Origin of the sequence: Flavimaribacter sediminis (genome assembly GCF_019492055.1) — a bacterium.
Taxonomy (GTDB): domain Bacteria; phylum Pseudomonadota; class Alphaproteobacteria; order Rhizobiales; family Rhizobiaceae; genus Flavimaribacter; species Flavimaribacter sediminis.
In genome coordinates this window covers 513,978-538,336 of record NZ_JAICBX010000003.1, presented here as the reverse complement: position 1 = coordinate 538,336, position 24,359 = coordinate 513,978, and the positions used below count along the sequence as shown (strand labels likewise).

Annotated in this window: 24 protein-coding genes; 8 read left to right on the top strand and 16 right to left on the bottom strand. The window is 61.5% G+C overall.

The features are described from left to right. Positions 1 to 21 precede the first annotated feature (21 nt). The 6 genes from hemH to K1W69_RS18225 all read right to left on the bottom strand — a co-directional run bounded on the left by hemH (position 22) and on the right by K1W69_RS18225 (position 8,517). The gene (hemH, locus tag K1W69_RS18250) at positions 22 to 1,068 is read right to left on the bottom strand and encodes a ferrochelatase (RefSeq protein WP_220229850.1); all 1,047 of its coding nucleotides are present in this window, start codon (positions 1,066 to 1,068) and stop codon (positions 22 to 24) included. 154 nt (positions 1,069 to 1,222) lie between these two features. Further along, positions 1,223 to 3,157, bottom strand: coding sequence for a 5'-nucleotidase C-terminal domain-containing protein (locus K1W69_RS18245; protein WP_220229849.1), 1,935 nt, complete (start codon positions 3,155 to 3,157; stop codon positions 1,223 to 1,225). 176 nt (positions 3,158 to 3,333) lie between these two features. After that, positions 3,334 to 4,587 carry a phenylacetate--CoA ligase family protein gene (locus K1W69_RS18240; RefSeq protein ID WP_220229848.1) on the bottom strand — a complete coding sequence of 418 codons (1,254 nt, stop codon included), beginning with the start codon at positions 4,585 to 4,587 and terminating at the stop codon, positions 3,334 to 3,336. 87 nt (positions 4,588 to 4,674) lie between these two features. Then, complete coding sequence (omp10, locus tag K1W69_RS18235) at positions 4,675 to 5,037, bottom strand: outer membrane lipoprotein Omp10 (RefSeq protein ID WP_220229847.1); 363 nt, start codon at positions 5,035 to 5,037, stop codon at positions 4,675 to 4,677. 101 nt (positions 5,038 to 5,138) lie between these two features. After that, the gene (locus tag K1W69_RS18230; protein WP_220229846.1) at positions 5,139 to 6,584 is read right to left on the bottom strand and encodes a homospermidine synthase; all 1,446 of its coding nucleotides are present in this window, start codon (positions 6,582 to 6,584) and stop codon (positions 5,139 to 5,141) included. 100 nt (positions 6,585 to 6,684) lie between these two features. Next, a complete protein-coding gene (locus K1W69_RS18225) occupies positions 6,685 to 8,517 on the bottom strand; it encodes a M3 family oligoendopeptidase (RefSeq protein WP_220229845.1) in 1,833 nt (610 codons plus the stop codon). A gap of 476 nt (positions 8,518 to 8,993) precedes the next feature. On the opposite strand from K1W69_RS18225, the gene K1W69_RS18220 reads away from it, so the two are divergent. After that, the gene (locus tag K1W69_RS18220; protein ID WP_370688269.1) at positions 8,994 to 10,670 is read left to right on the top strand and encodes a peptidoglycan L,D-endopeptidase MepK; all 1,677 of its coding nucleotides are present in this window, start codon (positions 8,994 to 8,996) and stop codon (positions 10,668 to 10,670) included. A gap of 33 nt (positions 10,671 to 10,703) precedes the next feature. On the opposite strand, the gene K1W69_RS18215 is transcribed toward K1W69_RS18220, so the two are convergent. Both K1W69_RS18215 and K1W69_RS18210 read right to left on the bottom strand, forming a co-directional pair. Continuing rightward, positions 10,704 to 10,967 (bottom strand): DUF2312 domain-containing protein, encoded by a 264-nt coding sequence (locus K1W69_RS18215; RefSeq protein WP_220229844.1) that lies wholly within the window; start codon positions 10,965 to 10,967, stop codon positions 10,704 to 10,706. A gap of 107 nt (positions 10,968 to 11,074) precedes the next feature. Then, positions 11,075 to 11,377: a DUF1244 domain-containing protein gene (locus K1W69_RS18210; RefSeq protein ID WP_220229843.1), complete on the bottom strand. Its 303-nt coding sequence runs from the start codon at positions 11,375 to 11,377 to the stop codon at positions 11,075 to 11,077. Positions 11,378 to 11,552: 175 nt separating this feature from the next. On the opposite strand from K1W69_RS18210, the gene K1W69_RS18205 reads away from it, so the two are divergent. Together K1W69_RS18205 and pyk are read left to right on the top strand one after the other, a co-directional pair. After that, on the top strand, positions 11,553 to 12,011 hold the full coding sequence (locus tag K1W69_RS18205) for a DUF1036 domain-containing protein (protein ID WP_220229842.1): 459 nt from the start codon (positions 11,553 to 11,555) through the stop codon (positions 12,009 to 12,011). Next, positions 12,011 to 13,450 (top strand): pyruvate kinase, encoded by a 1,440-nt coding sequence (gene pyk, locus K1W69_RS18200; RefSeq protein WP_220229841.1) that lies wholly within the window; start codon positions 12,011 to 12,013, stop codon positions 13,448 to 13,450. Before K1W69_RS18205 ends, pyk begins: the two co-directional genes overlap by 1 nt. Here pyk and K1W69_RS18195 read toward each other — a convergent pair. The 3 genes from K1W69_RS18195 to ykgO form a co-directional block, all read right to left on the bottom strand. Continuing rightward, entirely contained in the window at positions 13,417 to 14,481 is a 1,065-nt protein-coding gene (locus K1W69_RS18195; RefSeq protein ID WP_220229840.1) for an alpha/beta fold hydrolase, read from the bottom strand. The two genes, pyk and K1W69_RS18195, sit on opposite strands and share 34 nt — an antisense overlap. A gap of 34 nt (positions 14,482 to 14,515) precedes the next feature. Continuing rightward, positions 14,516 to 15,172 carry a tetratricopeptide repeat protein gene (locus K1W69_RS18190; RefSeq protein WP_220229839.1) on the bottom strand — a complete coding sequence of 219 codons (657 nt, stop codon included), beginning with the start codon at positions 15,170 to 15,172 and terminating at the stop codon, positions 14,516 to 14,518. Between the two features lie 72 nt (positions 15,173 to 15,244). Then, positions 15,245 to 15,370, bottom strand: coding sequence for a type B 50S ribosomal protein L36 (gene ykgO / locus K1W69_RS18185; protein ID WP_220229838.1), 126 nt, complete (start codon positions 15,368 to 15,370; stop codon positions 15,245 to 15,247). A gap of 219 nt (positions 15,371 to 15,589) precedes the next feature. Here ykgO and K1W69_RS18180 point away from each other — a divergent pair, with 219 nt between their 5' ends. Next, the gene (locus tag K1W69_RS18180) at positions 15,590 to 16,756 is read left to right on the top strand and encodes a cytochrome P450 (protein ID WP_220229837.1); all 1,167 of its coding nucleotides are present in this window, start codon (positions 15,590 to 15,592) and stop codon (positions 16,754 to 16,756) included. Between the two features lie 81 nt (positions 16,757 to 16,837). Beyond that, positions 16,838 to 17,599, top strand: coding sequence for an SDR family oxidoreductase (locus tag K1W69_RS18175; RefSeq protein ID WP_220229836.1), 762 nt, complete (start codon positions 16,838 to 16,840; stop codon positions 17,597 to 17,599). Between the two features lie 6 nt (positions 17,600 to 17,605). Here K1W69_RS18175 and K1W69_RS18170 read toward each other — a convergent pair whose 3' ends face one another. Genes K1W69_RS18170 through K1W69_RS18160 form a run of 3 tightly spaced genes read right to left on the bottom strand, consistent with a single transcriptional unit; the run spans position 17,606 to position 19,433 of the window. Continuing rightward, on the bottom strand, positions 17,606 to 18,685 hold the full coding sequence (locus K1W69_RS18170; protein WP_220229835.1) for a 5-(carboxyamino)imidazole ribonucleotide synthase: 1,080 nt from the start codon (positions 18,683 to 18,685) through the stop codon (positions 17,606 to 17,608). Positions 18,686 to 18,689: 4 nt separating this feature from the next. Further along, positions 18,690 to 19,187 (bottom strand): 5-(carboxyamino)imidazole ribonucleotide mutase, encoded by a 498-nt coding sequence (gene purE, locus K1W69_RS18165; RefSeq protein ID WP_220229834.1) that lies wholly within the window; start codon positions 19,185 to 19,187, stop codon positions 18,690 to 18,692. 42 nt (positions 19,188 to 19,229) lie between these two features. Then, entirely contained in the window at positions 19,230 to 19,433 is a 204-nt protein-coding gene (locus tag K1W69_RS18160) for a YdcH family protein (protein ID WP_220229833.1), read from the bottom strand. A 257-nt stretch (positions 19,434 to 19,690) separates the two neighbouring features. On the opposite strand from K1W69_RS18160, the gene K1W69_RS18155 reads away from it, so the two are divergent. After that, the gene (locus K1W69_RS18155; protein ID WP_220229832.1) at positions 19,691 to 19,867 is read left to right on the top strand and encodes a YdcH family protein; all 177 of its coding nucleotides are present in this window, start codon (positions 19,691 to 19,693) and stop codon (positions 19,865 to 19,867) included. A gap of 75 nt (positions 19,868 to 19,942) precedes the next feature. Here the strand turns inward: K1W69_RS18155 and K1W69_RS18150 are convergent, their stop codons facing one another. Further along, positions 19,943 to 21,586, bottom strand: a complete 1,644-nt coding sequence (locus K1W69_RS18150) for an acyl-CoA synthetase (protein WP_220229831.1) — start codon at positions 21,584 to 21,586, stop codon at positions 19,943 to 19,945. Between the two features lie 28 nt (positions 21,587 to 21,614). After that, positions 21,615 to 22,388, bottom strand: a complete 774-nt coding sequence (locus K1W69_RS18145) for a sulfite exporter TauE/SafE family protein (protein WP_220229830.1) — start codon at positions 22,386 to 22,388, stop codon at positions 21,615 to 21,617. Between the two features lie 210 nt (positions 22,389 to 22,598). On the opposite strand from K1W69_RS18145, the gene K1W69_RS18140 reads away from it, so the two are divergent. Continuing rightward, positions 22,599 to 23,243 carry a thiamine phosphate synthase gene (locus K1W69_RS18140; RefSeq protein ID WP_258571170.1) on the top strand — a complete coding sequence of 215 codons (645 nt, stop codon included), beginning with the start codon at positions 22,599 to 22,601 and terminating at the stop codon, positions 23,241 to 23,243. 22 nt (positions 23,244 to 23,265) lie between these two features. Next, positions 23,266 to 24,279, top strand: coding sequence for a tetratricopeptide repeat protein (locus K1W69_RS18135; RefSeq protein ID WP_258571169.1), 1,014 nt, complete (start codon positions 23,266 to 23,268; stop codon positions 24,277 to 24,279). Positions 24,280 to 24,359: the final 80 nt, after the last annotated feature.

Genomic DNA, 24,359 nt, shown 5'->3' with positions numbered 1-24,359 from the left:
TTCCCCAGCCCGGGCGCTGTTTCAGATCCAACCCTGCAATTCACGACGAACCACCGTTTCCAGGACCTTCATTCCGTCCTCGCTGTCATTGAGGCACGCAATATGGGTGAAGTTTTCACCGCCATTTTCGTGAAAACTCTCCATCGCCTGTTCCGCGATCTCTTCGAGCGTCTCAAGGCAGTCGGACACGAAGCCCGGATTGAGAACGGCGATGTTGCGGACCCCTTGCCTGGCCAGCGTTTCAACCGTCTCGTCGGTATAGGGTTGCAGCCATTCTTCGGGGCCGAAACGAGACTGGAAGGTGATCTTGAGCCGGTCTTCCGGCCAACCGAGATATTCGCGCAGCAGGCGCGTCGTTTTCTGGCAATGGCAATGATAGGGGTCGCCCTTTTCGAAATAGGATTTCGGTATGCCGTGAAACGAGGCCAGAACCACTTCCGGCTCCCAGTCCAGCGAGGCGAGATGGCTGGTGATCGATTTGCCGAGCGCTTCGATATAGACCGGATCATCATGGTAGGGCGGCGCAACGCGAAGCGCCGGCTGCCACCGCATCTTCATCAGGGCCTCGAAAGCCTTGTCGTTGACGGTCGCCGTCGTGCTCGCAGCATATTGCGGATAGAGCGGAAACAGCAGGATCCGTTCGCATCCCGCGTCCTTGAGGGCGTTGATGCGTTCCTCGATCGATGGCGTTCCGTAGCGCATCGCCCAGTCAACGACGACTCCGTCTTCGGCCGCCAGCATCTTGCCGAGCAGGTCCGACTGGTTGCGCGTGTAGGTTCTCAGGTAGCTCTCATCCTGGTCCTTGTTCCAGATCATCTCGTAGGCCTTGCCGACCTTTCCTGGACGGGTGTTGAGGACGATGCCGAACAGGATCGGATACCAGTAGGCGCGCGGCCATTCGATCACGCGCTTGTCGGTCAGGAATTCGCGCAGATAGCGGCGCATAGACGTATAGTCGGTTCCGTCCGGAGTGCCGAGATTGACCAGAAGCACGCCGATCTTTCCGAAGGCCACAGCGGGATGCTCTGGCGGGAGATGGCGCGTGATGGTCGTATCGGTCGGGTTCATGGGATTTCGCTGTCCAAATTGATTCCGCAGTGCTGACTCGGCCAAAATATGGGCCGCCGCCGCAATTTCAAGCATTCACGGAAAATGCCGCAGGATTGAACAAAAGCGGCCCGGGAAATCCCGGGCCGCTGCGTCACGAATGCCTGGCCGCCGGTCAGTTGGACTTGGCGGGGATCGTCAGTTGGCTTCCGACTTCCAGCTTTTTCGGATTCTGATCCGGATTGGCGTCGGCGATGGACTTCCACTGCTTGCCGTCGCCGAAGTATTTTTCAGCGAGGGACCAGAGGCTGTCGCCGGCCGAAATCACATGGGTGGTCGCGGATTCGACGGCTTCCTCAACCTTCTCCATGCCTTCCTTGGCCATTTCCTCTGTCTTTTCCATGACTGTTTCGGAGGCGGCCTCGGAGTCCTTTTCCATCGTCGCGGCGTCGGACTTCATGTCGTCTTTCATGGTCTCGTCCGTCTTCGGCTCCATGGCTGCGGAGACTTCCGTAATGCGCCCGTCGACATAAGGCTTGTAGGGATTGTTTTCGCCGAGATAGTCGACCACGACCTGCTCGAGGCCCGGGCCGTAATCATAGGCGTTCATGCCGGCTGTCGCGAAGACGCTGTAGCCGTCGCCGCCGCCGCGCATGAAATTGTTGGAGACCACGCCGTAGGTCGTGTCGTCCTCTATGGCCGCGAAGCTGCCGTCGCTGCCTTCAACCATGACGTCGGAGATCCGCTCGCCGGCAGGCTTGGACGGATCGAAGCTGTACTTCAACCCGGAGACCTGCGGGAAGCGACCGGCGCCGTCCTCGATCTGGCTGACGCCGTTTTCAAGGGCGGCCTTGACGTCGGAACCCTTGAGCTGGAAGGTCGACAGGGTGTTCTGGAACGGAAGCACGGTCAGGACTTCGCCCATGGTGACTTCGCCCTGATCGATCGAGGCTCGCAGGCCCCCGCCGTTCTGAATGGCGATCTGGATGCCCTGGTCCTTGACCCGCTCGAGCATGGCGTCGGAGACGAGATTGCCCATCTCGCACTCCTTGGCCCGGCAGGATCCGCGATCGCCGTCGATTGTCGCGGACGTGTCGCCGACGACCTTCTTTTTCATGTCCTCGATGGGAGCAGCCAGTTCCGCGATGCGCTTCTGCATTGCTTCATTCGGTTTGAAGCTGGCGTCGAGAAGGATCGGGTCTCCGGCGACGCTTTTGATGTTGCCGTCGTCGTCGAACACCAGTTTGATCTCGCCGAGATATTTGCTGTAGGCGTAGCCCTGAACAATCGGAACGTCCTTGCCGGACGTCTCGTTTTTCACCATTACAGGGTAGGGGCCAGCCGCCTTTTCATCCGTATTCGACAGCAATGTGTGCGAATGTCCGCCCACGATGAGGTCGATGCCGTCAACTTCGGCGGCAATCTTCTTGTCGACCGGCAGACCGACATGGGTCAGCGCGATGACCTTGGTGGCGCCGGCTTCCTTGACCTTGTCGACGGCTTCCATGAGGTAGAGAACCGGCTCCATGAACAGGACGGCGTCGCTCGGTGAAGACGTGACGTCGGTGTCTTCGGCCACCACGCCAATGATAGCGACCTTCTCGCCGCCGACGTCCTTGATCACATATTCGACCATCCGCGTGCCGGCGAGCGGGCTGTTGGCGCCGATCAGCGTATTTCCGTAGATGATCGGGAAATCGGTTTTGGCGACGAAATCAGCGAGCACCTGGTCGCCGTCGTCGAATTCGTGGTTGCCGAGAACCATCGCGTCCTGATCCATCATGTCCAGGAACTCGGCTTCGGCGTCGCCCTTGTAGGTCGTGTAGAAGAGGGAACCCTGGAAATTGTCTCCGGCGTTCAGAACCAGCACGTTGTCGAGCGCCGATTTACGCTCGTCGATGGCTGTTTTCAGGCGCGCTGCGCCGCCGAAGCACTTGCCTTCCGCATCGTCTTCCGGGGAACAGGTCGAATCGTATTTGTTGATCGGTTCGATGCGGCTGTGCAGGTCGTTGAAGTGCAAAATATTGAGTTCGTAGTCGGCCCAGGCGTTGCCGGCGGCAAGGCCCAGAGCGGCGGCCGAAAGCAGCGCGCGTAACATGATCCTGTTCATTGATATCTCCCTGTTAAGGTCTTCCTTGGAGGGCGGCCTGACTCACGCGTCATGCTATGCCGCCGGACTGGTTCGCACCGTTACTGTCACACGCAATTTGCATTTGCATGACAACCGCGTCGCGGCGGCATTCTCCTACCGATTTCGCGGAAACTCAAGCCTGTCTGCGGGCAAACTCAGTTTTCGTAATCGCGCTCGTCAGCAATGACCTTGCCGTCATTGGGAAGGCTGCCGGCCTCGACCCCGATCACATCGCCCTTGAGCCTGGTGACATCGGACAACGTTGCGGAAATCGAAGCCGCGTCCAGTTCAGCGCCGCCTCCTGCTTCAACGTGCAGCGTCATGCTGTCCTGATTGTCGGCGCGGCTGACGACCAGTCGCGCCCTGGCGATTTCGGGATGCCGCTTCATGACGGCGTCGACCTGTTTCGGATCGACGAACATGCCCTTGATCTTTGTGCGCTGGTCGGCGCGTCCCATCCAGCCGGCGATGCGCGTGTTCGTTCTGCCGCAGGGCGAGGGGCCCTCGACGACAGCCGAGAGGTCGCCTGTGGCGAACCGGATCAGCGGATAGGCTTCGTTGAGGCAGGTGACGACGACTTCGCCAACCTCGCCGTCGGACACAGGCTCGCCGCTGCCCGGTCGCACGATCTCCAGAATGAGGTTTTCGTTCAGGATCATGCCTGGATAGGGCGAGCCGTTTTCGGCCGCGCTTTCATAGGCGATCACGCCGATATCGGCTGTGGCGTAGCACTGCAGCGTCTTGATGCCGCGCAGGTAATATTCGTCGCGCAGGGACGGAAAGAGCGCACCGCCGGAGACCATGGCGTGGGTGATGGAAGACAGGTCCAGTCCGCTTTCCACCGCCCTGTCGAGCATGATCTTCAGAAAGTCCGGCGTTCCCGTGTAGGCCGTCGGGCGCAATCTGGCGGCCGCCTCGACCTGGGAGTCGGTATTGCCGACGCCGGCGGGAAAAATCAGACATCCCATGGCGCGGGCGCCCTCGTCGAGTATGAATGCGCCCGGCGTCATGTGATAGGAAAACGCGTTGTGGACAATGTCGCCGGCGCGAAAACCGGCGGCGAACAGCGCGCGCGCCGCCTGCCACGGATCGGCGCCGAACCCTTGCGGCTCCCAGACCGGGCCGGGAGACATGAACACCCGGTTGCCCCGCAGCGCGTCGGCGGCTGCGAAACCGCCGAATGGCGGGTTTTCGGCCTGCGCGGACATGAGGTCCTGTTTTCCCAGGACCGGAAGAGAAGCCAACGCCGAACGGCTGTCGATCGATTGTGGATCTATATCCCCGAGCCACCGCTTCAGACCTTCAGCCTGCGTCATGGCGCGGGCCAGGAAAGACGGCAGTTTCTCGAACAGGTCCTTTTCACGGACCGCAGACTCGCGCGTTTCCAGCGCGTCAAAATAGGCGGTCAAGACGACGCTCCTCCCGTTTCGTCTCTCATGTCGTATCGGTAGCCGGTGCCGGGCCGTCTGTACAGCGCTTCGGCGAGCAGCTGTTCCTCAGGCTGTCCGGCGGGTCAGCGAGAATTGGCTGCCTGTGCTCGACGTGCAATTGAGCCTTGATGGCGAAGCCAGGGAGCAGTTCACCTTGGAACTGCTGTTGCGCACCAGGGAACGGAGGTCGATCTGAACGACGCGCGGACCCGTATAGGTGTATTTGCCTGTCGCCAGCAGGGTGTTCGTATCCGTCGTCCGGGTTTCGAACTGGCCGTCGGAGAACGTGGAAAGGATCCCGTTCGGATCGAACCATTGTCCCTCGATGGAGTTCGGATCATAACGTGGCCCGCCTCCGAAATTCGATTGGCAGGCGGCGAGAGCCGCCGTCATGAAAAGAAGTGTCAGTGTCCTCGACCAATCCCGCATGGGTGCCTCCGCTCTGGATCTCACGTTCGACGCCTCGTTTATCAATACCACCGGACGCCCGTGAACGGCAACGTCCGGTCGGTCAAAAGGTTCATCGGTCCTTAATGAACCAGGACGTTCCTGAACTGCCACGGATCGCTTTCGTCGATATCTTCCGGAAAAAGCCCGGGACGATCGGTCAGGGGCGTCCAGTCGGTATAATGGCCTTCCACGGGGCCGAGATAGGGCAATTGCACTTCGAGACAGCGCCGATAATCCATCTCGTCGGCTTCGACGATGCCCGAGCCCGGATTTTCCAGCGCCCAGACCATGCCGGCGAGCACCGCGGACGTCACCTGCAGGCCGGTGGCGTTCTGGTAGGGGGCGAGTTCGCGCGTTTCTTCCACCGAAAGGCGCGAACCGAACCAGTAGGCGTTGCGTTCGTGCCCGTAGAGGAGCACGCCCAACTCGTCGATCCCGTCCTCGATCTCGTTTTCGTCGAGGACATGCAGCTTGGGCTGCTGCTTGCCGCCATTGCCGAACATTTCGTGCAGCGAAAGAACGGCGTCATTGGCCGGATGATAGGCGTAGTGACAGGTCGGCCTGAAGACGACGTTTCCGCTTTCGTCTCTCAGCGTGAAGAAATCGGCGATCGAGACGGACTCGTTGTGGGTGACGAGAAAGCCATACTGCGCGCCCGGCGTCGGGCACCAGGTGCGCACACGCGTATTGGCGCCGGGCTGCTCCAGATAGATCGCCGCCTTGCAGCCGGTTTCCTGTTCTTTCGCGTTGTCCGGCTTCCACTTTTCGTGGCTTCCCCAGCCGAGTTCGGCGGGCTGCAGTCCTTCTGAAATAAAGCCTTCGGCGGACCAGGTGTTCCAGAAAACGTCGAGAGGCTTGGGGTGTTTGGCGCGCTGCGTGTCGCGTTCGGCGATGTGGACGCCCTTCACGCCGACTTTCTGCATCAGGGCGGCCCAGCCTTCCCGGTCTTCAGGCGCGGGTTCCTCGAATGCGATCCCGAGATCGTTCGCCAGATTGACCAGCGCCTGCTTGACGAACCAGGACACCATGCCGGGATTGGCGCCGCAGCAGGAGACGGCTGTCGTGCCGCCCGGGTTCGCCGTCTTTTCGGTCCGCACGGTTTCGCGAAGCGCATAGTTGGTGCGGGCCGCGTTACCGAGGGAATTGTCGAAATAGAAGCCGAGCCAGGGCTCAACCACCGTGTCAATATAGGGCGTGTCGATCTCGCGGCAGAATTTCATGAGGTCGAGCGACGAGGTGTCGACGGAAAGGTTGACGCAGAATCCCTGTCCTTCGCCCTCGGTCAGCAGCGGTCCGAGCAGATCGCGATAATTGTCGCGGGTCACTGCTTCCTGCACGAAGCGAATACCTTCCTTGGCCAGCAGGCCGGCGTCGGCGTCGCTGGGGTCGACAACGACCATGCGGCTCTTGTCGAATTTGAAATGGCGTTCGATGAGCGGCAGCGTTCCGCGTCCGATGGATCCGAAGCCGATCATGACGATCGGACCTGTGATCTCTGCGTAAACGGGATAATCGACCTCTGACATCAGTTTCCTTCCTGGTTCCAGTCCTGGTTTGCCTGGCGGTTGCTTAACCACGATTCAACGCCGCATGGAAGCAGAGAGTTGCGACCATGTCGACGGATCGTCAGGCTGAGAGCGAGCGATCGAGTTCCTCGAGTTCGTCGATGAGACCTTCGATCATGGAGAGGCCCCGATCCCAGAAGGCGGGATCGCTTGCGTCGAGCCCGAACGGCGCCAGCAGCTCGGAATGATGCTTGGAGCCGCCGGCCTTCAGCATCTCCATATACTTCTCCTGGAAGCCGGATTCGGCGTTCTGGTAGACCGCATAGAGAGAATTGACCAGACAGTCGCCGAACGCATAGGCGTAGACGTAGAAGGGCGAATGGATGAAATGCGGGATATAGGCCCAGAAGGTGCTGTATTGCGGTGTGATGCGGATTGCCGGCCCAAGGCTTTCGGCCTGCACCGACAACCACAATTCTCCGATCTGGTGCGATGTGAGTTCGCCTTCGCGGCGCTCCGTATGCACCTTGCGCTCGAACTGGTAGAAGGCGATCTGGCGGACAACCGTGTTGATCATATCCTCCACCTTCTGCGCCAGCATGGCCTTGCGCTCGCGCGGCGAGGTCGTCCGGTCCAGCAGGGCGCGGAACGTCAGCATTTCTCCAAACACCGAAGCCGTCTCGGCCAGTGTGAGCGGCGTCTGCGCCATGAGCGCGCCCTGTTGGGCGGCCAGCACCTGGTGCACGCCGTGCCCGAGTTCGTGGGCCAGCGTCATCACGTCGCGCGGCTTGCCGAGATAGTTCAGGAGAACGTAAGGGTGAACGGACGGAACGGTCGGGTGCGCGAACGCGCCGGGAGCCTTGCCCTCGCGCACCGGGGCGTCGATCCAGTTCCGGTCGAAAAACCGCTCGGCGATCGACGCCATCTGCGGGTCGAAACGTCCGTAGGCGTCGAGAATGGTGCCGCGCGCCTGGTCCCATTCGATCAGCGTTTGCGGCGTTTCCGGCAACGGCGCATTGCGGTCCCAGAAATCCATTACGTCCATGCCCAGCCAGCGGGCTTTCATTGCGTAATAGCGATGCGACAGGCGCGGATAGGCGGCGACGACCGATGAACTGAGCGCATCGACCACCTCGCGTTCGACGCGATTGGCGAGGTGCCGGCTGTCCGCGATGTCTTCGAAACCTCTCCAGCGGTCGGAAATCTCCTTGTCCTTGGCCAGCGTGTTGGTGATCAACGTGAAGGTGCGGATGTTTTCGGCAAAGGTGGCGGACAGGGCTTCCGCCGCCTTTCGGCGCGTGTCGCCCTGGGGCGACTGCAGCAGGTTCAGCGTCGGCTCGAGGGCGCGCGTTTCGCCGTCGACCGTGAACCGCAGGTCGGCCATCGTTTCGTCGAAGAGCCGGTTCCAGGCCGCGTGGCCGGTGATGGATTTCTCGTGGAAAAGCTGTTCCGTCCGGTCGTCGAGCTGAAATGGCTTGTCCATCCTCAGATCGACGAGCCAGGGCCGATAGTGCGCGGTGCGCTCGTCATTGGCGATCGCCGCATCGATCTCGGCGTCGTCGATCCGGTTGATCTCGAGTGAAAAGAACAGAAGCTTGCTGCTGATGTCTGTGATTTTCGCCTGCGTGTCGCCGAAAAACTTGGCGCGGGCCGGATCGGTCGTGTTGGAAAAATAAAACAGGCTCGCAAAGGAAATGATGCGTCCCAGCAGTTCCTCTATCTTTTCATATTCGACGATCGCATGTCCGAGACCCTTGTCCCCGGTTTCGGCGGCGGCGGCCTTGAGTTTGCCCTTCCATTTTTCCTCGAAAGCGGAAGAACGGCGTGAGGCGGCTTCCATGTCCCGGCGCAGGGCGTCGGAGTCGAGCCCGGTATAGAGATCGGAGAGATCCCATTCCGGCAAGGCGCCGAGAGCGCCGGCCTCGTGCGAAGCCGGCGCTCCATCGGCCACCATGCTCCGATGTCCCGCCAAAGTCCGTATGCTGGTTGCACTCATTTGTCTCAAATTCACCCCCGGTTGCGGTAGTGCAGCTTACATGAACGGCTCGACTCGGGTTTTCCACGGACGCCGAATTGCGAATTCGGCAAAATTGACCTAAATCCATAGCTGAAAGAGCTGGTGTCACCCGGCCAAACTCGAATCGAGCAGATAGTACCGGTATAATTCACGACTTGTTAGTTGTTTGTTCACTATAAATGTCAGTTGAAACCGAGTGTGACCTGTTTGCCATGCTCTGAACGCATTTCGAGTTCAGGGCGGATACGATCCTGGGCCGGCTCGGGTCGTATGTATCGGGTTTAGTTGTGACGAGTCTTTTCGGGAATCAGCCAGTCTGGACCGAAAGCGGGGATGCGGGGATCTGAAGAATATTGCTTAGGGGCGCGACCATAAATTACGGAGTGAAAGTCTGCCGGGCGATCGCGGCCGCAGTGACAGCTGCGCTCCTGTTTGGCGTTCTCACAAGCGCCGCAGCGGCTGAAACCCGTACGCTCAAGCTCTATTTTCTTCACACCAAAGAGCACGCTTCCATCACCTACAAAAAGAATGGCCGCTACATCCCGAGTGGTCTGAAAGAACTCAACCGGTTCCTGCGCGACTGGCGTCGCAATGAGCCGACAAAGATGGATCCGCGGCTGTTCGACCTGATCTGGGAAGTCTATCAGGCCAGCGGTTCGAGAGCCGAAATCCACGTCGTCTCCGCCTATCGTTCGCCGCAGACCAACGCGATGCTGCGCAAACGCTCTTCGGGCGTCGCCAAGAAGAGCCAGCACACGCTTGGCAAGGCGATGGACTTTTTCATTCCGGACGTGCCGCTGAAAAAACTGCGCGAGCTCGGCATGAAGTTCCAGGTCGGCGGCGTGGGTTACTATCCACGATCCGGCTCTCCCTTCGTGCATCTGGACACCGGCAGCGTGCGCGCCTGGCCGCGCATGAGCCGCAAGGAACTCGTGCAGGTGTTTCCTCAGGGCAAGACGCTGCATTTGCCGTCCGACGGCAAGCCGCTTCCAGGCTATGACCAGGCGCTCGCCGACTACAAGAAACGCGTGACGTCGAACAGCATCGAGGTCGCCGGCGGCGGCGCCAGAAGCAGTAGCAGCGGCGGCGGTGGCCTGCTGGCCGGTTTGTTTAATCGCGGCGACGATGAGGATGAGGCGCCTGCGCGTCAGCAGCGTTCCTCCGCGTCGCAGGTCGCCCAGGCGGAGCCCGAGAACGACGAGGAAGAGATCGAACTCGCCTATGTTCCGGTTCCGCGCTCGCGGCCCTCGCTTTCGTCAAGCGGCGTACAGCTGGCTCTCGCCGACGCCGGAGCGGCGAATGGCGACAATGGCGGCGTTCCGCTGGTTCCGGTCCCGGTCGGCGCGCAGACCGAGGCGCTCGCGGCCATGCGTCCCGATGACGTCAACGGCACCGACGCCATCAAGGTGGCCAGCCTGACGCCCGCGCGTAGCGCGGCTTCGGCGGATGTCGACCGGATAATCAGAGCCTCCGAAAACGGGCTTCCGGCGCCGGTGCAGATCGAGGATTCCGGCTCGCCGACGCTGGCTTATGTGCCGATGCCGACGACGCGACCTGACCGGCAGACGGTCGAAGTCGCCTCAATCGCCGGCGTTCCGACGCCGCGTCCCGCGCGGGCGGGCTTCGAGATACCGCTTCCTGAAAGCCCGATCCGGGGCGCGCTCGACACGTCCGGCGGGCAGCCGCAAGCCGGATCGAAGATTGCTCTCGCGCCGCCGTCCGTGGCGCAATCCGAAAGCGGACGAGACGTTCTGGCGGCGGCCATTGCCGCCAGCGCCAGTCAATCGACGGGCGGCAAGAGCGCGCGCCGCGCGCGCGCGTCCGACGACGCCGCGCCGAAATACGTGGTCAACACGTCTCCGGTCCTGACCGCCGGGCTCGCGTCGAAACGCAGCATCACGTCGGAACGGGTCGAAACGCAGGGCAACGCCATCGTTGCGCCGCAACTGGTGTCGGCCCATCTCCGCGAAGCGCCGCACACCGTTCATCTGACAGGCTTTTCCACGGAAAACACGATCGCCAGCGCGGAAAGCTTCTCCGGAAACGCGGTCAACTTCCTGACGGTCGCCCGTTTCAGCGTCACCAATTGACGGTGACAGCAAAACGGGTTTGGCTGGCTTTTCCTATTCTTCGGGAGGCGCGCTGATCATCCCGAGCGCCGCGAGATAGGTATCGAGAACGGCTTCCTGCTCCATTCTCTCATCCTGGTCCTGCTTGCGTATCGAGACGACGCGACGAAGAACCTTGGTGTCGAATCCCATCGCCTTGGCTTCGCCGTAGACTTCCTTGATATCGTCGGCGATCGTCTTCTTTTCTTCCTCAAGCCGTTCGATCCGCTCGACGAAAGAGCGAAGATGATCACGCGCGACACCGTGGGCTTCGGACATTGGGCGACTCCTGTACAAAATGTGAGTGGTGTCAGGTGCACGCTGCGGGGAATTCCGTCAAGTGCGTTTTCGCGCCTGTCCCGTGATCAATGGGAAGACGTGGGGCCTCAATGTTCGTGGCGGGAGGCGAAGGCCGCCTTCTGTTCCGCCGTCGCCTCTGTCTGGTGTTTGGCTTTCCATTCGTCATAGGGCATGCCGTAGACGATTTCCCGCGAGGCTTCCTTGCTCAGGTCTATCCCGGCTTCCCGAGCCGCGTCCTGATACCAGTTGGACAGGCAATTTCGACAAAATCCGGCCAGATTCATCAAGTCTATGTTCTGCACGTCGGCGCGTTCGCGAAGATGGTCCACGAGTGTCCGGAAAGCCGCGGCTTCCAGTTTGATGCGCTGTTCTTCGGTCAGTTCCGTCATGACGGGCCTCCTGTAGTTTGAGGGATTTCCTTGACCTGGAAGATAGTGCCGCAAGGTCGGCCGGTAAACCGGCCAGACCGTTGATTTCAATATGCGAGGCCCGGTTTGATCCGGTCACGCGTTGACATTCGGGCTGTCGATGCGGCACATATTCAATAGAGGGTTCGTAACGGGGATGTCAGTGGCTGGCTTTTTAGTGAAGCATGGGCGTTTGGCGCTTGCTTCGGCAGTGATTGTATTAATGGCCGCATGGGGCAACGACGCGCGCGCTGATTTCCGGGTATGCAACGGGACGCAGAAACTGGTCGGCGTCGCCATCGGATACCGGACGGCCGATGGCTGGAAATCCGAAGGCTGGTGGCAAATTGCGGCGACAAGTTGCGAAACCATCATAGAAGGTTCGCTTTCGTCACGTTATTATTATCTCTACGCGGAAGATTCGGAAAGCGGCGGCCGGTGGGCGGGCGACATTGATATGTGCGTCGCCGAAGACGCCTTCGACATCGTTGGCGTGCATGACTGCTTCACGCGCGGCTACATGCGCATGGGCTTCAAGGAATACGACACGGGTCAGCAATCCAACTGGATGGTGCAATTGACAGATTCCGGAGACAATGGCGAAGGCCAGAACTGATGAAGCGACTTCGCAAAGTCAAGATACTTGCAACGCTCGGGCCATCGTCCTCGGACGAGGAAACAATCGAAAAACTGCATGAAGCCGGCGCGGACCTGTTTCGCATAAACATGAGCCATTCGGATCATGCGACATTGCGCAATCTGGTCGACCGGATACGCGCGGTCGAAAAGCGATGCGGACGTCCCATCGGCATTCTCGCCGACCTTCAGGGACCCAAGCTGCGCGTTGGCCGTTTCGCCGACAGCGCAGTCGAACTCGAGCCCGGCCAGACCTTCACGCTGGACGACAAGGATACGCCCGGAGATGTTTCGCGCGTCTTCCTGCCGCATCCGGAAATCTTCGCAGCCGTAAAGCCCGGCCATCGACTGTTGATTGATGACGGACGTCTGCAATTGAAGGCAGACGCCTGCGATGGCAAATCAATTACCTGCACCGTCGTGTCGGGAACGAAGATATCGGATCGCAAGGGCGTCAGCCTGCCGGACAGCACGCTGCCGGTCGGCGCGCTGACGGAAAAGGATCACAAGGACCTCGAAGCCGTTCTGGCGACCAGAAACGTCGATTGGGTCGCTCTGTCCTTCATCCAGAGACCCGACGATCTGGCGGCGGTGCGCAAGATTGCCCGCGGCAAGGTCGGTCTGATGGCGAAGATCGAAAAGCCGCAGGCTCTCGAGCAGATCGACGAAATCATCGAGCTTTCCGATGCGCTCATGGTCGCCCGCGGCGATCTTGGCGTTGAACTTCCGATCGAGGCTGTTCCGGGCATACAGAAACAGCTCATTCGCGCCTGCCGGCGGGCCGGCAAGCCCGTTGTGGTGGCGACCCAGATGCTGGAGTCGATGATTTCCGCGCCTGTGCCGACGCGCGCCGAGGTTTCGGACGTCGCGACGGCGGTTTTCGAGGGCGCGGACGCTGTCATGCTGTCAGCGGAATCCGCCGCAGGCGACTATCCGGTCGAGGCGGTGTCCATGATGGGGGCGATCGCTCGCCAGGTGGAAAAGGACCCGAACTTTCCCGGTATCATCTACGCACAGCGCTCGGAGCCGCAGGCGACCGGCGCCGATGCGATTTCGCTGGCGGGGCGCCAGATAGCGGAGACGCTGAACCTGGCGGTCATGGTCTGTTACACCTCGTCGGGCACCACCGGCCTGCGGGCCTCGCGCGAGCGGCCGCAGGTGCCGATCATCGCGCTCTCGCCGGTTATCGAGACCGCGCGCCGGCTGTCGGTCGTCTGGGGGCTGCATTGCGTGGTGACCGAGGATGCGACCGATCTTGACGACATGGTCGACAGGGCCTGCCGGATCGCCTTCAACGAAGGCTTCGGAAATCCGGGAGATCGGGTGATCATTTCCGCCGGCGTGCCCCTTGGCACTCCTGGCGCCACAAATATGCTGCGGATCGCCTATATCGGCTCCGACGGCATGTCCGGCATCTGAGCCGAAGTCTCATCCGTTGCATTGTCGGCCTTGCCCCGCGTGGTCGTAGCGCGGTGACGTTCAAAGGCGTGTTTGAGCGCTTCCAGGTCGACCGGCGCGCCTGACAGTTTTTCGAGCGCGGCCGTGCACAGACCCGTTGCGACATAGTCCGGTTTGTGGCCTACGCCTTCCAGCAACACGAGTTCCGCATTGTCCATTTCCTCGGCGAGCGCGACCGAGTGCTGCAGCGGCGAGACGACTGTGTCCTCAAGCCCGGACAGAATCACTGCGGGCGCCTTTATCGCGGGGTATTTCGGCGCGGTGATGACGATATGATCGAACAGCTTGACGACGTCCCGGGCGTTCGCCAGGAACTGGCGCGGTCTGAGCACCAGCGGGATCGCCGTGTTTTCCTCATAGTCGTCCGCACACAGGTCCGGCGCGAACACGCGCTTGACGGCGGGTCCGGCCAATACGAGGCCGAGCGGCATGACGAGCAACTCGCAAAAGAGCCGGCCGATCACCGGTATGGTGACGAGCCGGTAGTAGAAATCGACGCCGCCCTGCCAGGGATGGGTGGGCGAGGCAAGCAACAGCAGACCGCGCACCCGTTCCGGTCTTTCAAGCGCCATGGCGGTCGCGATGACGCCGCCGAAGGAATGGCCGACGACGATGGCGTCCTCGATGCCCTTCCGGTCCATCAGCGTGGCGATCGCCCGCGCCTGCGCGTCCGGATAGGCGTTGCGCGATCCGCCGCGCTCCGACCAGCCATGGCCGGGGCGGTCGACGAACAGCATCTCGGCCCGGCCTTCCAGGGCGGAAAGGAACGCGCCGGACTGGTCGCGCAGATTGCCGCTTGCGCCGTGGATGAACACGATCGCCGGCAGATCGGCGCTCTCCGGCCGCTCAATATGCAAGGCGTGCATGCGATAGCCGCCCACATCGGTCAGGTCGCCGTGCGCCGGAAAGCGACGTTCAACGCTGCGCGTGAGAAACAGGGTAAAGCCGTAGAGACCCGATATGACTAGAATGGATGTCCAGAACATCGCCATTGGATATCACAGTCGCGGCATTGACAGATCGTGTTCAGGTTTCTTCGCCGGTCAGCTCGTCGGAAATATCGCCGACCTTTTCCTGAGCATTCCGCATCGCCGGGTAGACTTCAAGCACCTTCATGTAGGCGTTCAGCGCGGCTTCGTCGTGGCCCGCTGTCTGCAGGATCGCGCCCATGCCCATCAGCGCGCCGAAGTGGCGCGGTTCGAGTTCCAGCACCCGGTTGATGTCGGACATCGATTTCGCGTGATTGCTCATGAGGTAGTGCAGTGTCGCGCGCCGGTTCCAGCCTTCCGCGTAGTCCGGCATCAGGACGGTGACCTGATCAAGCAGGTCGAGGGCCGTGAACAGGCGCTGGTCTTCGATCGCGTCGTCGGCCCATTCCATGAGCTGATCGGCGGTCGCGCTGCCGGAATCGCGCCAGGCCGCCCATATGCGGTCGGCGATTCGCCTGGCGGCTGCGGGATCGCTTTCGCGCTTCAGGTCTGCAAAATAGGAATCGAGGCGATCCGCCTTCGTGCGGCCCATCGCCGGCGGAAGGTCCTCCGGGCTGATCGCCGGTTCTTCCGTCGACTGTTCCTGCCTCTGAAGGTCATTGCTCTGGGCAAGGGCGTCAGACGCGGCGAATCCGGCGAGCGAGACAAACGCCGTCAGAAAAGAGAGAGTGATCGGCAAACGTGTAAATGGCATGCGGATAAATCTATGCCGCATGCGCAAAAGGTCAAAGCCAAATTTTGGTGATCGTCAACCGATCGCCCGGTATTAGCCCTGGCGGGCCTTGAAACGCGGGTTCTGCTTGTTGATGACGTAAATACGGCCCTTGCGACGAACCAGGCGGTTTTCACGGTGCCGCGCCTTCAACGACTTGAGAGAGTTCTTGATTTTCATTGTTCCGGATCCATGGTCATTGGCCGAAACCGGTAATGCGGTCGTCTGGCCTGTAAACAATCAAAAGCGCGCCTTGCGACGCGCTCGAAGTGTTGGGCAGCGTTTAGCGCCAAGCTTGCGTTCTGTCAACCGCGCGCTGTCGCAGACTTGCGTCCCGGCGGCCCGAAACGCATAGATGGCGCAGTTTGGCGTCGCCTGAGTCTACGGGGAGTTTGTTCCATGTCGAATGCACCACACTATGATATCGATCCGGGTTCCTTCTGGACCGATCCCTATCCGGATCTGAAGGTCATGCGCCGGGACAAACCGGTCGCCTATGTGCAGCAACTCGGGGCGACGCTGATCACGCGGCGCGACGACATTTTCGTCAACGAGAAGAAGATCGACGTCTTTTCATCCGTTCAGCCCGACGGCCTGATGTCGCGGTTGATGGGTGAGAACATGATGCGCAAGGACGGCGATGCGCATATGGCGGAGCGCCGGGCGATCTTTCCTACCGTCTCGCCGAAAACCGTCGCCACCGTCTGGAAGGCGGCGTTCGAGGCGGCGACGGACCGTATTCTCGAAGAATTGAAGCCAGAGGGACGATGCGATCTGGTGGAGGCGTTCGCGATGCCGGTTTCGGCGGAAGCGCTAAAGGCGATCACCGGTCTCACCAACATGCATTTCGCGGAGATGAACCGGGTGAGCCAGGGGATGATCGACGGATGCGCCAACTATGGCGGCGACCTGGCGATCGAGGCGAACTGTCACGACTGCACCCGTTCCATCGACGACCACATCGACGAGCGGATGCCGGAAGCAGTCGCCAATCCCGATCATTCCCTGCTGTCCGTCCAGTTGCAGGCCGGCCTCGCGGAATCCCAGGTCAGGGCGAATATCAAGCTCGCCATTTCCGGAGGGCAGAACGAGCCGAGGGACGCCATTGCGGGCGTGGCCTGGGCCTTGCTCACGCATGAAGAGGAGCTGGCGCGGATCCGGTCCGGCGAGGCGACATGGCTGCAGGCCTTTGAGGAATACGCCCGCTGGATATCGCCCATCGGCATGTCTCCGCGTCGGGTGGCGCAACGCTACGAGTTGGACGGCGTCGTCTTCGAGCCGGAGGACCGTGTGTTCCTGATGTTCGGTTCAGGCAACAGGGATGAAAGCATATTCGACGATCCGGACCGGTTTGATGTGACGCGCGACACCGCCAAGTCGCTATCCTTCGGCGCTGGCCCTCATTTCTGCGCTGGGGCCTGGGCTTCGCGCTGTTTAATTGCAGAAGTCGCCCTGCCGAAGCTATTCGACAACCTGCCGAACCTTCGGCTTGCTGAGGGCAGGGATGTGCGGTTCGGCGGCTGGGCGTTCCGCGGCCCGCTTTGCGTCCCGTGTGTGTGGGACTAGAATTCCCTCGCAAGAAGCGGATATCGGCTTTCCCCGCCGTGATGCAGGAGATCTCCATCGAAAAACAACGGAGATCGTCCCATGCAATTACACAACAAGGTCGTCATCATCACCGGGGCAAGCAGCGGCATAGGGGAGGCGGCCGCGCGGCTGTTCGCCGAAGAGGGGGCGAAGCTCGTGCTCGGCGCGCGTCGTCGCGAGACGCTGGAAAGGATCGCCGGCGAAATCGTCGGCAAGGGCGGCGAGGCGATCGCCGTTGCGGGCGATGTGTGCGACGTCGGCTATGCGGAGCAACTTGTCGCAACCGCGCTTGATCGCTTCGGCCGCCTCGATTGCGGCTTCAACAACGCCGGAATGACGGGCGAGGCCGTCGCCATTCCCGACATGACGGAAGAAAACTGGAGCCTGACGCTGGCGACAAACCTCACCAGCGCCTTCCACGCAGCCAAACACCAGATTCCGGCGATGCTGAAGTCCGGCGGCGGATCGCTCATCTTCACGTCCAGTTTTGTCGGCTACTCGGCGGCGTTTCCGGGCATGGGCGCTTACGCGGCCAGCAAGGCGGGCCTCATCGGGCTGGTGCAGGTTCTGGCGACGGAACATGGCGCTAAGGGCGTTCGCGCAAACGCGCTGCTTCCGGGCGGTACGCGGACAGAAATGGCGGGCAATATCGACGAAGAGCCGGAGCGCCTGGCCTTTCTCAACAGCATTCACGCGCTGAAGCGGATCGCGGACGCGCGGGAAATCGCCGAAGCCGCGCTCTTCCTTGCCTCCGACCGGTCGAGCTTCATGACCGGATCGGCCATGGTCGTCGACGGAGGCAATTCCATCAACAAGGTCTGACGCGGATCACTTCAGCCAGGTGACGTGGCCCATCTTGCGTCCGGGGCGGGCGTCCTTCTTTCCATAGAGATGGAGCACCGCCCCGGACTGTTCGAGTATGCCAAAACTGCGTTCGACTTCGTCGCCGATCAGGTTTTCCATGACGCAGTCGGAGCGCCGGGCGCAATCGCCAAGCGGCAGCCCGCATACGGCGCGAACATGCTGCTCGAACTGGGAGACGGCGCAGGCGGCTTCCGTCCAGTGGCCGGAATTGTGCACCCGCGGCGCGATCTCGTTGGCGAGCAGGCGGCCGTCGGGAAGGACGAAGAATTCGACGCCGATGACGCCGACATAGTCCAGGCTGTCGAGAATCCGGGCCGCGGCTTCACGCGCCGCCTCCGCCGTTTCCGACGAGATTGACGCAGGCGCCGTGGATTGCCTCAATATGCCGCCCTCGTGGCGGTTTTCAGCCGGATCGTACATGGCGGTGGATCCGTCGGCGGCGCGCGCGGCGATGATCGAGATTTCCCGGTCGAAAGCGACGAAGCTTTCCAGGATCAGCGGCGTCGAGCCCAGTTTGCGAAAGGCGTCCTGATGCTCGCCGTCGACGCCCTTGAACACGATCTGTCCCTTGCCGTCATAGCCGAGCCGGCGCGTCTTCAAGACGCCGAGACCGTCAGTCTGCCGGAGCGCGGCTTCCAGATCGGCCTGGCTGTCGACGGGGATGAAATGCGCGGTGTCGATCCCGCATTCGTTCAGAAAGGTCTTTTCGACAAGGCGGTCCTGCGCGATTTCCAGAGCCCGCGGCGGTGGATAGACGCCAAGCCTGCCGGCGAGCGTGCGGGCGGCGCCGACCGGAACGTTCTCGAATTCGTAGGTCACCACGTCGCACGCCGCGCTCAGGCGCTCCAGCGCGGCTTCGTCGTCATAGGGCGCGACGATCTGCATATTGGCGACTTGCGCTGCGGGGCAGTCGTCCTGCGGCTCGAGGACGCAGGTCCGGTATCCGAGTTTCGCGGCCGCCATCGCGAGCATCCGGCCGAGCTGGCCGCCGCCGATGACGCCGATGACGGCGCCGGGCGGCAATGCGGTGTCGGGATAGGTCACCACGCTACTCCGAATCCACCGGTCGCAGGGGAATGGAGGCGGTCAGGTCCTCTCTCCACGTGTCCAGACGGTCGGCGAGCGCTTCATCAGAAAGCGCGAGCACGGCGGTGGCGAGCAGCGCGGCGTTGATCGCGCCTGCGCGGCCGATCGCCAGCGTTCCGACCGGGATGCCGCCGGGCATCTGGACGATCGACAGAAGGCTGTCCTGGCCCGAGAGAGCCTTGGATTCGACCGGGACGCCGAAGACCGGCAGCGTCGTCATCGCCGCCGTCATGCCCGGAAGATGCGCCGCGCCGCCCGCGCCGGCGATGATGACCTTGAATCCGGCTTTTCTCGCGCCTGTCGCAAAGTCGTAGAGGCGCTGCGTGGTGCGGTGCGCGGAAATGATCAGCGCTTCATGGGCGACGCCCAGTTCGTCGAGCGTCTCCGCCGCATGGCGCATGGTCGACCAGTCCGACTGGCTGCCCATGATGATGGCGACGGGTGCGGGCGTGTCTGACATGATCCGGAGAACTCCTTGGGTCTTGGTGGCGCGGCCGCGCCGTCAGGCGATGATGTCCGGCAGGATCTGGTCCTCGATCTCGGAAATGAGGTCCTTGAGAGCCAGCTTTTTCTTTTTCATGCGCTGAATGCGCAGGGCGTCGCAGCCATAGGCGAGCATGGCGGTGATGGCGGCGTCGAAATCTTCGTGTTCCTGACGCAGCTTCGCAGCCCTGAGCCGCAATTCCGCCTGTTCCTGATCCGCCATGCCAACTACCCCGAAAATTCACTGCCGTTCCGGACGATCCGCGCCTGTCCGTGTCCCGGCCCCGATAACGCAGAAGTGCTGTACCACTTTGTTCGCCCGCGCAAAATATTCAAAAAAGAAAGTTATCCACGGTCTTGAAATAAGGCTTCGACAATCTCCACATTTTAGTGGCACAATGTGCGTGGCTGGTGATGGAGCCTGCCCCTAAATCCCGCAATTGCGGTTGCGGGGAAACATTACTGGAAAGGAGTCGTTCAATGGCTATCGAAGCTCGTCTTGAGACGCTGGAGAAAAAACACTTCGCTCTGGAAGAAGAACTCCATTCAGCGCTCAATCAGCCCTCGGCTGACGATGCGGAGATTTCCGATATAAAACGACGAAAACTACGGTTGAAAGACGAAATCGAGCGGATTCGCGGCTCGATAACACATTAGGGTACTTCGCCGAAAAGCGCCTCATATCCCAATCATTTCAGGCATTTCCAGCACGGCCGTCGCGTCGGCCGTGTCTCACAGGGCTTTTGCGGCCTCCCTCAGAACGAATTTCTGAATCTTGCCGGTCGACGTCTTCGGGATTTCCTGGAAAACGACGTGGCGCGGGCATTTGAAGTGCGCGAGCAGACTGCGGCAATGGCTGATCAGTTCCTCCGCGTCGGCCGTCTGTCCGGGCTTCAGCTCTATGAACGCGCAGGGCGTCTCGCCCCACTTGTCGTCCGGCTTGGCGACCACGGCGGCGGCCTGGACGGCGGCGTGCTTGTAGAGGGCGTCCTCGACCTCGATCGAGGAGATGTTTTCGCCTCCGGAAATGATGATGTCCTTGGACCGGTCCTTGAGCTGAATGTAGCCGTCAGGGTGCATCACGCCCAGATCGCCGGAGTGGAACCATCCGCCCGCAAAGGCTTCGGCGCTCGCCTTCGGGTTCTTCAGATAACCCTTCATGACGATGTTGCCGCGGAACATGACTTCGCCGATGGTTTCGCCGTCACCCGGAACCGGCTCCATGGTGTCCGGGTCGAGAACGACGAGATCTTCGAGCGCATTGTAGCGTACGCCCTGTCTTGCCTTCAGGCCGGTTCGAACGGGTTTGTCCAGCTTGTCCCACTCGCGGTGCCATTCATTGACAACGGCCGGACCATAGGTCTCCGTCAGGCCATAGAGGTGAACGACCTCGAACCCGGCGTCGGCCATCTGTTCGAGAACCCTTTCGGGCGGCGGCGCGGCGGCCGTGTTGAAGGAAACGGTCTGGTCGAAGTCGCGCTTGTCGTCTTCCGGCGCGTTGAGCAGGGTCGACATGACGATTGGCGCCCCGCACAGATGGGTGACGCCATGATCGGCGATCGCGTCATACATCGCCTTTGCGCGCACCCAGCGCAGGCAGACATGGGTTCCGGCGACAACGCCCAGCGTCCAGGGAAAGCACCAGCCATTGCAGTGGAACATCGGCAGCGTCCACAGATAGACCGGAAAGCGGCCCATTCCGGCGGCCACCACGTTGGAGTAACCCATCAGCGACGCGCCGCGATGGTGATAGACGACGCCCTTCGGGTTGCCCGTCGTGCCGGAGGTGTAGTTCAGCGAGATCGAATCCCACTCGTCGGCAGGCCACGTCCATTCGAAGTCCGGATCGCCGGCGGTCAGAAACGCCTCATAGTTTTCCGTCCCGATCCTGTCGCCTTTCGAAAACGGCGTGTCGACGCCGAATTCGGGATCGTCATAGTCGATGACGAGCGGATCGACGTCGGCGATCGCCAGAGCCTCCGCCATCACGGCGGAAAACTCCCGGTCGACGATCAGGATCTTCGTTTCCGCATGGTCGAGCTGGAATGCGATGACGGCGGCGTCGAGCCGCGTGTTGAAGGAATGCAGCACCGCGCCGGTCATCGGAACGCCGTGATGGGCTTCCAGCATCGCCGGCGTGTTGGACAGCATCACGGAAACCGTGTCGCCCTTGCCAATGCCGCGGTCGGCCAGGCTCGAGGCAAGCTGCCGGGACCGGTTGTAGAAGGTCCGGTAATCCATGCGCATGTCGCCATGGATGATCGCCGTGTGGTCCGGATAGACGTAAGCCGCGCGCGCCAGATGCGCCAGCGGCGTCAGCGGCTGATAATTGGCGGCGTTGCGATCGAGATCGGTTTCAAAGGGATTTGCCGACATGGTTCCTCCGGTTGGCCTGCAATTGAAGCTATTGCATTACAGCAAGCAGCCCGTCGGCAACAAGCTTTAGTCCGGTCAGTACGATCAGAACATACATGAACGGATAGAAGACCTTCGGGCTCATTCGCTTGACGATCCAGGCGCCGGCAAGGGTCGCAACAGGCGCGAGCGGCAGAAGCACCGCGCTTGTCGCAAGGTTCGATGTGTCGAACTGGCCGAGCGCGAAATAGGGTCCGAGCTTCAGAAAGTTCATCAGCGCAAAAAACCGGGCGCTGGTGCCGGCGAACAGCTTCGGGTCGAGCTTCAGCGGCACCGTGTAGATCTGAAAGGGCGGCCCGCCCGCGTGGGACACGAAGCTCGTGAAGCCGGCGACCGTTCCCCAGAACGTTCCCTTGACCGGATTGTGCTGCGCCGGTTTGCCGCGCACCGCCTCGGAAGCGAAGAATTGCTGATACACCATTCTGGCGACGAAAATGACGGCGACACATCCAAGCAGAAGTTGAATCAGCGCATCGTCGAGCCAGGCCGCGGTGATCCAGCCGATTGACAGCCCCAAGAGAGATCCCGGAACGAGATATTTCAAGGTCCTCATGTCATTGTAGTGTCGCCAGGCCCACAGGCTGGCAATGTCCATGACGATCAGGATCGGCAGCATGATCGCCGCCGCCTTCACCGGAGGCACGACAAGAGCGAGTATCGGAACGCCTATCAGTGCGAGGGCGCCGCCGAAACCGCCCTTCGACAGGCCGACCAGGACCACGGCAGTAATGGCTGCCGCATAGAATGCAAGATCGGTCGGCATGTTGATCCTTCACAAAAGGTGGTCTATCGGGAACCAGGATAGTCCCGTTTCGAAATTCGTGCTCGAACCGTGGATTGAAATGGAAGCGGCAGAAGCGAACAGCGTGCTTGATAGCGAATTTCATTGCAGAAAACCACACAGCGCCCGGCGAATTGAACGCGCCGGCGCAAATCGCGCCACGCCCAACGCCAGGCCCGGAGCCGGAAGATCATGACCAGCCGTTGCCGTCTCGTCCTCATTGCGCCGCCGATCGCTGATCCGGACGCGCTCGCCAGCGTGCTCGGCGACGCGCTGCGCGGCGGCGACGTCGCGACCGTTATTCTTCCGCAGGGGGATCTCAACGAGGCGGACTTTCAGAAAGTCGCCGCCAGGGCGGTCCCGGTGATCCAGGAAAAGGGCGTCGCGGCGTTGGTGTGCGGGGAAGAGCGGATCGCCATGCGCGTCAAGGCCGACGGGCTGCATATTGACGGTCCGGCGACCGCCTTGCGCGAGGCCGTGGAAAAACATGCGCCGCAGCTCATCGTCGGCGGCGGCAATCCGCAGACCCGCCACGCCGCGCTGGACGCCGGCGAAGCCCAGCCCGACTACGTGTTTTTCGGAAAGCTCAGGGGCGACATCAAGCCGGAGCCGCATTCGAAGAACCTCGCGCTCGCCGAATGGTGGTCGGAAATGGTGCAGATTCCCAGCCTCGTCATGGGCGGGCTCGATCCCGAAAGCGCGTTGACCGTCGCGGAGCACGGCGCGGATTTCGTTGCGCTCGGATCCGCCGTGTTCGCCGAGCCCGCGCAAGCAGCGCAGATCGTCGCGGCTGTAAATGCGTTGCTTGACGAAAAAGCGCCACGGTTTGACGATTGAGTGCCCGGCGATGAAAAGGATCATGCTCATATTGCTGGCGCTGGGGCTGCAGGGCGCCGTCGCCGCGCAGGCACAGCCCGCCGCGCCGTCGCCTTTCGCCGATAACGACCATCCGGCGCTGCCGCAGGACGACTATATTCCGGACGAGCCGGCGGCGGAGACCGATACGGCGGAGGATGCGCCCGAAACTCCGACGGAAGAAGGCGCCGATATCGCCTATGGCGCCTTTCAGCGCGGATATTATCTGACGGCGCTTGAATTCGCGCTGCCGCGCGCCAAGCTCGGCGATCCGGCCGCCCAGACGCTGGTGGCGGAAATCTATTCACGGGGCCTTGGCGTTCCGAAAGATCCCGATGAGGCGGCGTTCTGGTATTCGGCGGCCGCTAAAAGCGGTGATCCGGCGGCGCAGTTGAAATATGCTCTCATGCTGCTTGAAGGCACGCAGGTCGAAAAGGACCGGGATCGCGCCCGCGAACTGATGAAGAAGGCGGCCGACGCCGGAAACTCGTCGGCGCAGTTCAACTACGGACAATTGCTGATCACCGACCAGCCGGGTAGTGAGGGGATAAAGGCGGCGCTGCCCTATATGCTCGCCTCGGCGGAGGCGGGCATCGCCGACGCGCAATTCGCGCTTGCCCAGATCCGCGCCTACGGCATCGGCAACACCGAGCCGGATCTGGACGAGGCGCGGAAATGGATGATACGCGCCGCGCGTTCGGGTTATGACACCGCCCAGCTCGACATCGCCGTGTGGCTGATCGACGGGATCGGCGGCGATATCAATTTCGACGCCGGTTTCGGCTGGATGCGCCGGGCGGCGAATTCCGGAAACATCATGGCCCAGAACAGGATCGCGCATCTCTATATCAACGCCATCGGCACCCGCCCTGATCCCATCGAGGCCGCCAAATGGTATATCCTGTCCCGTCGCGCGGGACTGGAGGACGCGTCGCTTGAGGATTTCTTTCAAGGCCTGACCGCAGAGGAACAGAAAGCCGGCATCGAAGCCGCCAACAATTTCCGGTCCCGCTTCTAAGCGGGCTCCGGCCGGGCGTTCGGGCTTGAATCTCGGCTGCTTTTGTGGTCTGGAAGCGCGGATTTCTCAACAACCGGACC